General features: G+C 71.9%; 13 protein-coding genes and 1 riboswitch. Of the genes, 4 read left to right on the forward strand and 9 right to left on the reverse strand.

Translation table 11 applies throughout. The features are described 5' to 3' along the window. Nucleotides 1-268 precede the first annotated feature (268 nt). On the forward strand, nucleotides 269-2,137 hold the full coding sequence (locus ACY34M_RS20960; protein WP_462719664.1) for an AAA family ATPase: 1,869 nt from the start codon (nucleotides 269-271) through the stop codon (nucleotides 2,135-2,137). Nucleotides 2,138-2,273: 136 nt separating this feature from the next. Here ACY34M_RS20960 and ACY34M_RS20965 read toward each other — a convergent pair whose 3' ends face one another. The 9 genes from ACY34M_RS20965 to ACY34M_RS21005 form a co-directional block, all read right to left on the reverse strand. Continuing rightward, complete coding sequence (locus ACY34M_RS20965; protein WP_462719663.1) at nucleotides 2,274-3,356, reverse strand: hemolysin family protein; 1,083 nt, start codon at nucleotides 3,354-3,356, stop codon at nucleotides 2,274-2,276. Nucleotides 3,357-3,405: 49 nt separating this feature from the next. After that, entirely contained in the window at nucleotides 3,406-4,761 is a 1,356-nt protein-coding gene (locus tag ACY34M_RS20970) for a hemolysin family protein (RefSeq protein WP_462719662.1), read from the reverse strand. Nucleotides 4,762-5,064: 303 nt separating this feature from the next. After that, a complete protein-coding gene (locus ACY34M_RS20975) occupies nucleotides 5,065-5,517 on the reverse strand; it encodes a PH domain-containing protein (protein WP_462719661.1) in 453 nt (150 codons plus the stop codon). A gap of 11 nt (nucleotides 5,518-5,528) precedes the next feature. Beyond that, nucleotides 5,529-6,377 carry an ATP phosphoribosyltransferase gene (gene hisG / locus ACY34M_RS20980; RefSeq protein ID WP_462719660.1) on the reverse strand — a complete coding sequence of 283 codons (849 nt, stop codon included), beginning with the start codon at nucleotides 6,375-6,377 and terminating at the stop codon, nucleotides 5,529-5,531. Nucleotides 6,378-6,433: 56 nt separating this feature from the next. After that, entirely contained in the window at nucleotides 6,434-6,706 is a 273-nt protein-coding gene (locus tag ACY34M_RS20985) for a phosphoribosyl-ATP diphosphatase (RefSeq protein WP_356385535.1), read from the reverse strand. 34 nt (nucleotides 6,707-6,740) lie between these two features. Beyond that, nucleotides 6,741-7,226, reverse strand: a complete 486-nt coding sequence (gene ribH / locus ACY34M_RS20990) for a 6,7-dimethyl-8-ribityllumazine synthase (protein WP_462719659.1) — start codon at nucleotides 7,224-7,226, stop codon at nucleotides 6,741-6,743. A 43-nt stretch (nucleotides 7,227-7,269) separates the two neighbouring features. Further along, the gene (locus tag ACY34M_RS20995) at nucleotides 7,270-8,550 is read right to left on the reverse strand and encodes a bifunctional 3,4-dihydroxy-2-butanone-4-phosphate synthase/GTP cyclohydrolase II (RefSeq protein ID WP_462719658.1); all 1,281 of its coding nucleotides are present in this window, start codon (nucleotides 8,548-8,550) and stop codon (nucleotides 7,270-7,272) included. Continuing rightward, complete coding sequence (locus ACY34M_RS21000; protein ID WP_462719657.1) at nucleotides 8,547-9,197, reverse strand: nicotinamide mononucleotide transporter family protein; 651 nt, start codon at nucleotides 9,195-9,197, stop codon at nucleotides 8,547-8,549. The genes ACY34M_RS20995 and ACY34M_RS21000 overlap by 4 nt, the downstream gene beginning before the upstream one ends. After that, nucleotides 9,194-9,808 (reverse strand): riboflavin synthase, encoded by a 615-nt coding sequence (locus ACY34M_RS21005; RefSeq protein WP_462719656.1) that lies wholly within the window; start codon nucleotides 9,806-9,808, stop codon nucleotides 9,194-9,196. Before ACY34M_RS21005 ends, ACY34M_RS21000 begins: the two co-directional genes overlap by 4 nt. A gap of 159 nt (nucleotides 9,809-9,967) precedes the next feature. Further along, nucleotides 9,968-10,099: riboswitch (FMN riboswitch) on the reverse strand. 133 nt (nucleotides 10,100-10,232) lie between these two features. Here ACY34M_RS21005 and ACY34M_RS21010 point away from each other — a divergent pair. The 3 genes from ACY34M_RS21010 (at nucleotide 10,233) to ACY34M_RS21020 (ending at nucleotide 13,246) form a co-directional block, all read left to right on the forward strand. After that, nucleotides 10,233-11,135 (forward strand): RNA polymerase sigma-70 factor, encoded by a 903-nt coding sequence (locus ACY34M_RS21010; protein WP_462719655.1) that lies wholly within the window; start codon nucleotides 10,233-10,235, stop codon nucleotides 11,133-11,135. 102 nt (nucleotides 11,136-11,237) lie between these two features. After that, entirely contained in the window at nucleotides 11,238-11,966 is a 729-nt protein-coding gene (locus tag ACY34M_RS21015) for an SDR family oxidoreductase (RefSeq protein ID WP_462719654.1), read from the forward strand. A 113-nt stretch (nucleotides 11,967-12,079) separates the two neighbouring features. Continuing rightward, nucleotides 12,080-13,246 (forward strand): hypothetical protein, encoded by a 1,167-nt coding sequence (locus ACY34M_RS21020; RefSeq protein ID WP_462719653.1) that lies wholly within the window; start codon nucleotides 12,080-12,082, stop codon nucleotides 13,244-13,246. Nucleotides 13,247-13,292: the final 46 nt, after the last annotated feature.

The raw sequence follows: 13,292 nt of genomic DNA on the forward strand, positions 1-13,292 counted from the left end.
GATCGGGGGCTTCGTTCTGCCCTCAGAGCCCTTTTCCGAGCGCGCCGAGGCGCCGTTCGCTCACCCTGGGTCACCACTCGGCGCCGCGCTCACCTGCGTGGAATGCCCCGCCCGCGCCCCGATCCGACCGGGTCGCGCCCTACGGCCCACCTCGCCCCCGAAGGTACGATGCCCTCGGTGCGGTCTACGGACGGCTCGCTGTCCGCATCGTGACAACTCCCGTCCATGTCAGAGTGGTTCATCGGGGGCACGGTATGTGGGGGACGTGATGGACTTGGGCACCGGTGCACAGACCGGCCCGGCCGACCTCGCCTGGCTGCGAGGTGTCGACGCCTACACCATGGGCGCCTATCCGCAGGCGGAGGAGGAATTCCGTACAGCGGTACGAATGGATCCCGGCATGGCCGACGGCTGGCTCGGGCTGCACGCGCTGCGCATCGACACGACGACGGCGCTGCTGCGCATGTTCCGGCACCGCGACCGCTTCGGCGAGCAGCGGGTCCGACATCGGCGCACGCTCAACTCCTGGTACTGGCTGGGCTGGTGGGTCCAGCCAGTACTCGAGCACCCGCGCGATCTGCTGCTCGCGCACGCCTCGCACTGGCTGGACGGGCGCCATGTCCCGGAGTTGGACCGGGCGTTGGCCACGCTGCCGCCGTTCGACGCGGATCCGCAGGTGCGGTTCCTGCACGCCTGCCGCTCGTACCTGGTGAAGGACTGGGAGCGGCTGGTGCGGCACACCGATCCGCTGACCGACGATCCGATGCTCGGCATCGAGGCCGGTCTCTTCGGCGGCATGGCGCGGGTGCGCCTGGAGATGTACGGGCAGGCGGAGCCACTGCTCTCGTCGGCCCTGATGCGCTGTCGCAGCGAGCAGCCGCAGCGCAAGGAGCTGCGCTACTGGCTGGCCAGGGCCCATGAGGGAACCGGCCGTTCGGCGGCCGCGCTCCCTCTGTACCGGGCGGTGCACCGGGTCGATCCGGCGTTCATGGACACCTCCGCGCGGCTCGCGGCGATCGCCGAGGGGGACGGGTACGGGGACTTCGGCGACGGGTCGGACCTCGCGCCGCTGTCCATGACGGGATACCAGGACGGCCTCGACGGCGACGCGGGCGATCCGCTGTACGAGAGCGACGGGCGCGACCTGAAGGTCTCCGACCCCGATCTGACGCCACCGGCCGGCGGCGCCGCGACCGCCGACGACGCCGACATGGTGCGGGAGAAGGCCGTGGTGCCGGTGCCCGCGCCGCTGCCCGCCCCCAGCGCCGATCCGGTGCTCCTGGAGGAGGCGCTCAGGGAGCTGGAGCGGATGGTGGGCCTCGAGCCCGTGAAGCGTCAAGTGAAGGCGCTGTCCGCCCAGTTGAACATGGCGCGGCTGCGGTCCGGGCAGGGTCTTCCGGTCCAGCCGCCGAAGCGCCACTTCGTGTTCTCGGGGCCCTCGGGCACGGGGAAGACGACGGTCGCGCGGATCCTCGGGCGGGTCTTCTACGCGCTCGGGCTGCTCGGCGGGGACCACCTCGTGGAAGCGCAGCGGGCCGACCTGGTGGGCGAGTACCTGGGCCAGACCGCCGTGAAGGCGAACGAACTCATCGACTCGGCGCTCGGCGGGGTGCTGTTCGTCGACGAGGCGTACGCACTGTCCAACTCCGGCTACGGCAAGGGCGATGCGTACGGCGACGAGGCGCTGCAAGTACTGCTCAAGCGGGCGGAGGACAACCGGGACCACCTCGTGGTGATCCTCGCAGGCTACCCGGAGGGCATGGACCGGCTGCTCGCCACCAACCCCGGCCTCTCCTCGCGCTTCACGACGCGGGTCGACTTCCCCTCGTACCGGCCGCTCGAACTCACCTCGATCGGCGAGGTGCTCGCGGCCGACAACGGGGACGTGTGGGACGAGGAGGCGCTCGACGAACTGCGTTCCATCGCCGGGCACGTCGTGGACCAGGGGTGGATCGACGAGTTGGGCAACGGGCGGTTCCTGCGGACGCTGTACGAGAAGTCGTGTGCGTACCGGGATCTTCGGTTGACCGGGTTCGCTGTCGAGCCCACGCGGGACGACCTGGCGACGTTGCGGTTGCCGGATCTCATGCAGGCCTACGGCGAGGTGCTTTCGGGCCGGGGGCCGTCCGCCGGGTGATCGGTCGGACCGCCCCCGTCCCGTTCAGCGGCATCGGGGTTGGCGTCTCGGGGCGCTGCCCCGGACCCCGCTGCTCAATCGCCGCAGGGGCTTGAATGGTCTCGATCGCCGCCGAGACCTCAAGACTGGTGTGCCGTTACGCCAGCGCCCCTTCGCGTGTGCGGGCCACCGGGACCTTCGGGGTTTCCGGTTCCCGGTGGGTCGGGTCGCGGACCTCGCCGACCAGGAGTTCCAGGACGTCCTCCAGGGCCACCAGGCCGAGCACGCGGCCGGAGGCGTCCGCGACCTGTGCCAGGTGGGTGGCCGCGCGGCGCATCACCGTGAGGGCGTCGTCCAGCGGGAGTTCCGAGCGGAGCGTCGCCATGGGGCGCCAGAGCTGCTGCGGGACCGCGCGGTCCGTGTCGGGGCCGTCGATCAGGTCGAGGACGTCCTTGACGTGCAGATAGCCCATGAAGGCGCCGTCGTCGGAGCAGAGCGGGAAACGGGAGTAGCCCGTGCGGGCGGTCAGTTCGATGATCTCCGCGGGGGTGACCGCGGGGCCCACCGTGACCAGCGAGGCCCGGTCGATGAGGACGTCCGTCACCGGGCGCGAGCCCAGTTCCAGGGCGTCCTCCAGGCGTTCCTGTTCCTCGGGGGCCAGCAGACCCGCCTGCCCCGAGTCCTCCACCAGACGGTTGAGCTGCTCGCTGGTGAAGACCGCCTCCACCTCGTCCTTCGGCTCGACCCTGAAGAGCTTCAGGATCAGGCGGGAGCACGCGCCGAGCGCCACCGTGACCGGCTTGCACAGGCGGGCGAAGGCGACGAGGCCCGGGCTGAACCACAGGGCCGTCTTCTCCGGCGCCGCCATCGCCAGGTTCTTCGGGACCATCTCGCCGATGACGAGGTGGAAGAAGACCACGGCCGCGAGCGCGATCACGTAGCCGAGCGGGTGGATCACGCCGTCCGGGACGTGGACCGCCTCGAAGACGGGTTCCAGGAGGTGGGCCACCGTCGGTTCGGCGACCGCTCCGAGGGTCAGCGAGCAGACGGTGATGCCGAACTGGGCCGCCGCCATCATCTGCGGCAGGTGCTCCAGGCCGTACAGGACCTGCTTGGCCCGCTTGCCGGGGATGGGTTCGATCTGGCTGCGGCGGACCGAGACCAGGGCGAACTCCGCACCGACGAAGAAGCCGTTCGCCAGGACCAGCAGCGCGGCGAAGACGAGTTGAAGAACACTCATGAGCGCAGCTCATTCCTTGGAAGGGCGGCGGTGGGAGACGGGAGGGAGCTCATCGGGCCGCCTCCAGTACGGGCCGCGGGGCCGTCGCCGGCTCCTGGGGCGCGGCGGCCTTGACGATACGGACGCGCTCGGCGCGGTAGTGGTCGACGGCGCGCACCGACAGCCGCCAGCCGGGGAGTTCGGCCTTGTCGCCGGGGGCCGGGATACGGCCCAGAAGGTCGGCGACGAGGCCGGCCACCGTCTCGTAGGGGCCCTCGGGGACGTCGAGGCCGATGCGGCGCAGGATGTCGACGCGGCAGCCGCCGTCGGCGTCCCAGGCGGGTCGGCCGTCCTCGGGCGGGGCCGCCGCGAGTTCGGGCAGGTCGAGACCGTCGTGCTCGTCGCGGACCTCGCCGACGAGCTCTTCGACGATGTCCTCCAGGGTGACGACCCCGGCCGTGCCGCCGTACTCGTCGACGACGACGGCGATCGGCTGCTCGCTGCGCAGGCGGGCGAGCAGCGGCTGGACGGGCAGCGTCTCGGGGACGAGGAGCGGCTGTTCCGCGATCCGGCCGACCGGCGTGCGCAGCCGCTCGTGCGCGGGCATCGCGAGCGCGTCCTTCAGGTGGACCATGCCGATGATCTCGTCGATCCGCTCCCGGTAGACCGGGAAGCGGGACAGGCCGGTGGCGCGGGTCAGGTTGACCACGTCCTCGGCGGTCGCGGACGCCTGGAGCGCGCTGACCTTCACGCGCGGCGTCATGACGTGCTGCGCGGTCAGCTCGGCGAGCGACAGGGTGCGGACGAACAGATCGGCCGTGTCCTGTTCCAGGGCGCCCGCCTGCGCGGAGTGCCGGGCCAGGGAGACCAGTTCGCCCGGCGTGCGGGCGGAGGCCAGTTCGTCGGCCGGCTCGACGCCGAGCGCCCGCACGAGGCGGTTCGCCACGGCGTTGAGCAGCGCGATGACCGGCCGGAACAGACGGGAGAAGGCGTGCTGCGGGCCGGCCACGAAGCGGGCCACCTGGAGCGGCCTGGAGACCGCCCAGTTCTTCGGCACGAGCTCGCCGACCACCATCTGCACGGCGGACGCGAGCAGCATGCCCACGACGACGGAGATGCCGCCGACGGCGCCCTCGGGCAGTCCGACGGCGGTGAAGGGGCCGCGCAGCAGCTCGGCGAGGGCCGGTTCGGCGAGCATGCCGACGACCAGTGAGGTGATGGTGATGCCGAGCTGGGTGCCGGACAGCTGGAAGGACAGCTGCCTGAGGGAGCCGACGACGGTGCGGGCGCGCTTGTCGCCCGCGGCCGCGGCCTTCTCGGCTTCGGGGCGCTCCACGGTGACGAGACCGAACTCGGCCGCCACGAAGAAGCCGTTGGCGAGGATCAGGAGGAAGGCGGCCGCAAGGAGCAGCAACGGGATGGTCATGCCGCCGCCTCCGGGGACGTCAGCGCGCGGGGCGCGCCATGTCGGGAGGGGGCGGCGCAGGTACTACCGGACGATCCGTCCATCGCTGGAGGGAGTCACTCCTCGGTTAGCAGGAGCCCTTGGCTCCGCCGGGTGGCGGGGCAGGGGCGGGGCGGCGCGTTGGGCGCGCCCCGGAACCAGATTAATCAAGCCGGGGGCCGATGTGTCAGGGGCTGCGCCCGCTGGAGTCGTCGGCACCGGGGTTGGCGTCCCGGGGCGCTGCCCCGGACCCCGCTGCTCAATCGCCGCAGGGGCTGGAATGGGTCACTCGCCGCTGGGCGCCGATGATGTGTGCGCCGACTCCGTCAGGGCACGGAGGGCCTTTGCGTCGCGGATTGCGGCTTGCTTGGCGATGCCGGGCTGGATGCCCATGGCCGCAAGGCTGGTGCCGTCGGTGAGGTCGAGGAACACCCAGGGGTCGCCGGGGCGCAGGTTGACCTGGACGATCTCCGCCCAGGACAGACGGCGGCTGCGCGCGACGTTGACCACCGTGACGCCCTCGGTGTCGGCGACGACCTTGGGCCGGGCCAGCAGCCACAGCACGCCCCAGAACAGCGCCCCGGTGAAGACGAAGCTGGCCTTCTCCCCCGGGCTGAGGCCCGCGAGCAGCAGCGCGACGATCGTGATCACCACGAAGGACGCGGCGCCGAGCGCGTGCAGGATGGCGCGGGTGCGCCCCGGCCGGAAGGTGACGGGCAGGCTGGGCTGGTCGGACATGGTGGACGTCCTCAGAGGCGGCAGGCGTGGATGGCCGTGGTGAGGATGGCCCGCGCGCCGAGGGCGTACAGGTCGTCCATGATCCGCTGTGCGCCCTTCGCCGGGACCATGGCGCGGACCGCGACCCAGCCCTCGTTGTGCAGCGGGGAGACGGTCGGCGACTCCAGGCCCGGGGTGAGGGCGACGGCCTTCTCCAGGTGCTCGGCGCGGCAGTCGTAGTCCATCATCACGTACGTCCGGGCGACGAGGACGCCCTGAAGGCGGCGCAGGAACTGCTCCACCTTGGGCTCCTCGGTGGTGTCGCCCTTGCGGCGGACGACGCACGCCTCGGAGCGCATGATCGGCTCGCCGAAGACCTCCAGGCCCGCGTTGCGCAGCGAGGTGCCGGTCTCGACGACGTCGGCGATCGCGTCGGCGACGCCGAGCTCGATGGCGGTCTCGACGGCGCCGTCGAGGTGCACGACGTTTGCCTCCACGCCGTGCTCGGCGAGGTACTTGGCGACGATGCCCTCGTACGAGGTGGCGATCGTCCGGCCCGCCAGGTCCGCGAGGTCCTTGACGGCTCCCGGGCGCGAGGCGAAGCGGAAGGTGGAGCGGGCGAAGCCGAGCGGCAGGATCGTCTCGGCCTCGGCGCCGGAGTCGATCAGCAGGTCCTCGCCGGTGATGCCGATGTCGAGCTTGCCCGAGGACACGTAGATCGCGATGTCCTTGGGGCGCAGGTAGAAGAACTCGACCTCGTTGTCCGGGTCGACCGTGACGAGTTCCTTGGACTCCTTGCGCTGCCGGTATCCGGCCTCATGCAGCATGTCCGACGCAGGTCCTGAGAGTGAACCCTTGTTGGGGACGGCGATGCGCAGCATGAGGTCGGATTCCTTTGCGTAAGGGGTGAGTTGCGGATGGAGTAGGTACGCGGACTTCAGAGGTGCGCGTACACGTCGTCGAGGGAGATGCCGCGGGCGACCATCATCACCTGAACGTGGTAGAGGAGCTGCGAGATCTCCTCGGCGGCGGCGTCCTTGCCCTCGTGCTCGGCGGCCATCCAGACTTCGGCGGCCTCCTCGACGACCTTCTTGCCGATGGCATGGACGCCCTTGCCGACCAGTTCAGCGGTGCGGGAAGTGGCGGGGTCGCCGTTGGCTGCCTTGTGCTGGAGCTCGGTGAAGAGCTCCTCGAACGTCTTATTGGACATGGTGGCGTCTACTTTACGCGTCCCGGGCCGGCGCTCAGCGCCAGGGCTCGGCGATCGTGCGCAGCGTGGTCGCGGTCGCGACGGCCGCGGTGACCGCCTCGTGCCCCTTGTCCTCCGTGGAGCCCTCGATCCCGGCCCTGTCGAGCGCCTGCTGCTCAGTGTCGCAGGTCAGGACACCGAAGCCGACGGGGACGCCGGTGTCGACGGTGACCTGGGTGAGGCCCTGGGTGACGCCCTGGCAGACGTACTCGAAGTGCGGGGTGCCGCCGCGGATGACGACGCCGAGCGCGACGATCGCGTCGTAGCCGCGGTCCGCGAGGACCTTGGCGACGACCGGGAGCTCGAAGCTGCCGGGGACGCGCAGCACGGTGGGCTCGCTGATGCCCAGCTCGGTCAGGGCGCGCAGGGCGCCGTTGACGAGTCCGTCCATGACCTGCTCGTGCCACTGGGCCGCGATGACGGCCACGCGCAGGTCGCCGCAGTTCTTCACGCTCAGTTCGGGTGCACCCTTGCCGCTCACGCGCTTCTCCTCGTACGTATGGATCTGGTCGGAAGTGGGGGAACTACTGGTTGTTGCAGGCGGACGTCCGCGGGGCGTCCAGCCAGGGCAGGTCGTGGCCCATCCGGTCCCGCTTGGTGCGCAGGTAGCGGAGGTTGTGCTCGCCCACCGTGACGGGCATCGGCTCCCGCTCGGTGACCTTGAGGCCGTGCCGGGTGAGGGCCTCGGTCTTGTCGGGGTTGTTCGTCATCAGGCGCAGGCTGCGCACGCCGAGGTCGCCGAGGATCTGGGCGCCCGCCGCGTAGTCGCGGGCGTCGGCGGGCAGGCCGAGTTCCAGATTGGCGTCGAGGGTGTCGCGGCCCTGCTCCTGGAGTTCGTAGGCGCGCAGCTTGGACAGCAGGCCGATGCCGCGGCCCTCGTGTCCGCGCAGGTAGACGACGACGCCGCGGCCCTCCTCGACGATGCGACGCATCGACTCCTCCAGCTGGGGGCCGCAGTCGCAGCGCAGCGAGTGGAAGACGTCGCCGGTCAGGCACTCGGAGTGGATCCGGGCGAGGACCTCCTCGCCGTCGCCGAGCTCGCCGTGCACGAGGGCGACGTGCTCGACGCCGTCGACCGTGGAGCGGTAGCCGTAGGCCGTGAACTCACCGAAGGCGGTGGGGAGCTGGACGGTCGCCTCGCGCTTGACCGTGGGCTCGGAGGTGCGGCGGTAGTCGATCAGGTCCTTGATGGAGATGATCGTCAGTCCGTGCCTGCGGGCGAACGGGACGAGCTCGGGCAGGCGCAGCATCACGCCGTCCTCGCCGGCGATCTCCACGATGGCGCCGGCCGGGCGCAGCCCCGCGAGCCGGGCGAGGTCGACGGCGGCCTCGGTGTGGCCGTCGCGGACCAGGACGCCGCCCTCCTTGGCGCGCAGCGGGAAGATGTGGCCGGGGCGGACGAAGTCGCCGGGCTCGCTCTCGCCCGAGGCGAGCATCCGCAGGGTCTTGGCGCGGTCGGCGGCCGAGATGCCGGTCGTCACGCCGTGCGCGCCGGAGGCGTCGACGGAGACGGTGAACGCGGTCTGCATCGACTCGGTGTTGTTGCCGACCATCTGCGGCAGGTCGAGGCGGTCGAGCTCCGCGCCCTCCATGGGGGCGCAGATCAGGCCGCGGCACTCGCTCATCATGAAGGCGACGATCTCGGGCGTGATCTTCTCGGCGGCGACGACGAGGTCGCCCTCGTTCTCCCGGTCCTCGTCGTCGACGACCACGACGGGGCGTCCGGCGGCGATGTCGCGGACGGCCATCTCGACCGGGTCGAGGCTCAGGTCCTCGACCTCGTACAGGTTCGGTGCCGTGCTCATGCGCGGGCTCCTTCCAGGGCCGGGGCGGGGGTGGCGGCGGCGCGGGAGCGCAGCCACCAGTCGCGCATGCCCCACAGGACGAGCGCGCCGTAGATGACGTAGACGAAGCCGGAGAAGGCGAAGCCGTTGGCGAAGTTCAGGGGGACGCCGACGAGGTCGACGAGGAGCCAGGCGAACCAGAACTCGACCATGCCGCGGGCCTGGGCGACCATCGCGACGATCGTGCCGACGAAGATGTACGCGTCCGGCCAGGGGTCCCAGGACAGCGAGGGGACGGCGGTGAACAGTCCTCCGACGGCGAGCGTGCCGACGGCCGCGGCGCCGAGGAGGTAGCCGCGCTCGCGCCAGGTGGCGAAGCGGACCGCGATGGAGCCGTCCTGCGCCTGGCCCTTGCCGCGGTTCCACTGCCACCAGCCGTATCCGGCGACGGCGATGACGACGAGCTGCTTGCCCGCGCTGCCGGACAGATGCGCGGTGGCGAAGGCGGTGAGCAGGATCGCGCCGGAGATCAGCTGGGCCGGCCAGGTCCATATGGAGCGGCGCCAGCCGAGCGCGAGGGCGAGCAGGCCGATGGTGTTGCCGATCATGTCGGACCAGAGGATGTGCTGGCCGAAGATCGTGAAGGCCTCGGTGTTGAGCCAGTTCACTTTCCGGCCCCCTGTCCGCCGATCCGGTCGCCGAGCATCCGCTCGACGTACTTGGCGATGACGTCGACCTCGAGGTTGACCGGGTCGCCCGCCTGCTTCACGCCGAGCGTGGTGAGGGCGAGCGTGGTCGGGATGAGGCTGATGGTGAAGTGGTCGGCGGCGGCGTCGACGACCGTCAGGCTCACGCCGTCGACGGTGATCGAGCCCTTCTCGACGACGTAGCGGGACAGCTCGGCGGGCAGCGAGATCTTGACGATCTCCCAGTGCTCGGAGGGGGTCCGCTCGACGATCGTGCCGGTGCCGTCGACGTGGCCCTGTACGACGTGTCCGCCGAAGCGGCCGTCGGCGACCATCGGGCGCTCCAGGTTGACGCGGGAGCCCGTGGCGAGCGCGCCGAGGCTGGAGCGCTTGAGGGTCTCGGCCATGACGTCGGCGGTGAACTCGTCGTCCTCGTGCTCGACGACGGTCAGGCACACGCCGTTGACCGCGATGGAGTCCCCGTGTTTGGCGCCGTCGGTGACGACGGGGCCGCGGACACGGAAGCGACAGGCGTCATCGAGATTCTCGACGGCGGTGATCTCGCCCAGCTCTTCGACGATTCCGGTGAACACTTCCCGGGTCCTCCCTCTACGGGCCTGGACTCCGGGGCACTGTCGTACGACGACGACAGAACGTGCGGACTGCGGCACCGGGAGCGACGCCGCGTTCGACACCGGTCCCCTGGAGGGACCGCTGAAACAGCCGGCGACGCGCACTCACGTGCCCGCCCGCCGCGCACTGCCTCCCATCCGGACTTTAACCGTCGGTCCAGGAATTTCACCTGGTCAACCGGCCACATGATCGTGACCGGGTCGCGGACTGTAACCGCCGGTTCGGACTTTCACCGACCCCGGAGTGCGCTGCTTCTGGTACAGGGCCAGTCTGCCACGTCCGCCCGACGTGCACGCATGCGAACGCTGTGGGCTGACTCACAGGCCACGCCGCTGGAATTCACGTGCCACCGGGAATACGGCGCCGTTCTGGCAGTCTGAGGCCGTGACCAGCACGCAATTCCCGGATCGCGCCGACGAGTTCGAGCGGCACCGCCCCCGTATGTTCGGCCTCGCCTACCGGATGCTCGGTTCCGCCGAGGAGGCCAAGGACGCGGTGCAGGACGCCTATCTGCGCTTCGGCGCCACCGAACCGGGGTCGGTGGAGCACGCGGGCGCCTGGCTCGCGAAGGTCGTCACGAACCTCTGTCTGAACCGCCTCTCGTCGGCCCGCGTGCAGCGCGAGCGGTACGTGGGGCCCTGGCTGCCCGAACCCGTCATCACCTCGGACGGTGTCCTCGGCCCGCTCGAATCCGCCGAGCAGCTCGACTCCGTCTCGTGCGCGCTGCTCGTGCTCCTGGAGCGGCTCACGCCGACGGAGCGGGCGGTGTACGTGCTGCGGGAGGCCTTCGCGTACGGGTACCGGGAGATCGCCGGGGTGCTCGGCCTCGGGGAGGCGAACTGCCGCCAGCTGTACCGGCGTTCCGTGGCCCGCCTGGAGGAGGAGCGGGCGCGCTTCGAGCCCACCGAGCGGGTGCGGCGGGATCTGGTCGAGGCGTTCGTCGGGGCGGCCCGCGAGGGCGATCTGGCTGGCCTGGAGAAGCTGCTCGCCACGGATGTGCGGTGGTGGGGCGACGGCGGCGGCAAGGTCACCGCGGCCCGCAGGGCCGTCGAGGGCCGGGAGAAGGTGCTGCGGTTCCTGGAGGGCGTCGCCGAGCGGTATCTGGTGGGCGTGGAGCTGTTCGTCGCCGAGATCAACGGGGCGCCGGGGATCGTCGCGCGGCACGCGGACGGCAGCCTCTTCGCGGTCGTCTGCTTCGAGGTGCGGGAAGGGCGCGTTTCGGTCGGGCGCACGATCCTGAATCCGGACAAGCTGGAGTTCCTGCGTCGCCAGCTGGCCTCCGGCTGAATCGGTGGCGTGCGGCTGTCACGTCCGCGCGGTCCCGTCGGTTCTCAGCTGACGACGGGCGTTCCGCAGGGGGACGCCTCCATGTAAGGAGCTGAGACGGCGATGACCACGATCCTGGTGACCGGCAGTACGGGAACGCTGGGGCGGCTCGTCACCGAGCGGCTGCGCGCGGCCGGGCACGAGGTGCGGGGCTTGAGCAGGCACAGCGAGCCGTACGCCGTGGACCTGCGCGAGGGCGGGCCCGCGCTGGACCGGGCCGTGACCGGCGTGGACGCGATCGTGCACTGCGCGTCGACGCAGACCGGCGGCGACGAGAAGGCGGCGGCGAACCTGGTCGCGGCGGCCCGCCGGGCGGAGGTCCCGCACCTCGTCTACATCTCGATCGTCGGCGTGGACGAGGTGCCGTTCCCCTACTACAAGGCGAAGCTCGCGGTGGAACGCCTGGTCGAGGGGTCGGGGCTCGGGTGGACGGTGCTGCGGGCGACGCAGTTCCACGACCTGGTGGAGATGATCCTGCGGACCGCGGCGAAGCTGCCGGTGATGCTGCTGCCCGCGCACGTCAGCGATCAGCCGATCGAGGTGGCCGAGGTGGCGGAGCGACTGGCCGAGCTGGCGCAGCAGCCCCCGGCGGGGCGGGTGGCGGACATGGGCGGCCCCGAGGTGCGGACGTTCACGGATCTGGCCCGTACGTATCTCAAGGCCAGGGGGAAGCGGCGCCCGGTGGTGTCGGTGCCGCTGGCCGGGAAGACGTACCGGGCGTTCCGGGCGGGCGGGCATCTGGCGCCGGAGCAGGCGGTCGGAAAGCGCACCTTCGCCGAGTACCTGGCCTGAGCCGTCCGCCGGGCCCGGTGCGCGGCGCCCACGCCCGCCAGACGAGTGGATCGTCGGGCGCCGGGGGCCGTGCCTGCCCGCGGGGCGTCCGCGACATCGGCAGCCTCACCGCCATGACTATCGGACGCCATGTCTCGCGGGGCCTCGTCCTCGCCACCACTGCCGCACTCACCGGAGCGACCGCTTCCACGGCCCTGGCCGCGGGGAGCGAGACGGTTGCGTACAGCGGCGCCGAACAGACGGTCACCGTGCCCGCCAACACCTGCCAGGTCACCATCGACGCGTTCGGCGCCGCGGGCGGCGACGCGATGTACGGCGGCGCGGGCGGCAAGGGCGCCGAGGTCCGCGCCACCGTCGACGTCGAGGCCGGACAGGTGCTGACCGTGAACGTCGGCGGCGCGGGCAGCGGCGGCACCGACGCCGACCCGCGGGCCCGCGGTGGCTACAACGGCGGCGGCGAACCCGGCGCCTACAACTCCGACCCCATGGCGGGCAACGGCGCCACGGCCGCGGGTGGCGGCGGTGCCACGACCGTCGGCGCCGCCGGCCGGACGCTGGTGATCGCCGGTGGCGGGGGCGGCGGAGCCGGCAGCTGGGCGGGGGCCTCGGGCCAGGGCGGCTCCGGCGGCGAGACCGGCACCGCGGGCGCGGACAACGGCGCTCCCACCTCAGGAAAGGGCGGGGCGTCCGGCGGCGCGGGCGGGGCCGGTGGCGAGGGCGGTGTCCCGGAGGACGAGAACGACACGGCGGGCTTCGCGGGCGGAGCGGCGGTGGGCACCACCGGCGGTTCCGGCGCCCTGAACGTCGGCGACCCGCACATGGGCACCGGCGGCGGGGGCGGCGGCGGGGCCCACGGCGGCGGCGCGGGCGGCTCCTCCACCGGGGCGAGCATGGAGGCGGGCGGGGGCGGCGGGGGCTCCAGCCTCGGTCCCGCGGGCGCGACGTTCACCACGGGGGCCCGCGCCGGGGACGGCCAAGTGGCCCTGGAGTGGCACGACTGCGAGTCGCCCTCGCCGACGCCGACACCGACCGACACCCCGACGCCGACACCGACTCCCACCGCCACCGAACCGACCGGCACCCCGACTCCGGGCACCACGCCGCCGACCACACCGTCCGCGACCGGCGCCCCGCACGCGTCCAAGCCGCCCGTCCTGGCGGAGACCGGTGCCCACTCCGTGAACCGCTGGGCCGTCTGGGCCACCGGGGCCCTCATCGCCGTGGGTGGCACGCTCGTGCTGATCGCACGCAGCGCCCGCAACCGCGGACGCCGCTCCTGACGCGGGCCCTCCGGAATGGAGCGGCGAGCGCCGTTCCTGACTTGGG

It is taken from the genome of Streptomyces sp. EDA2-14 (assembly GCF_054963755.1).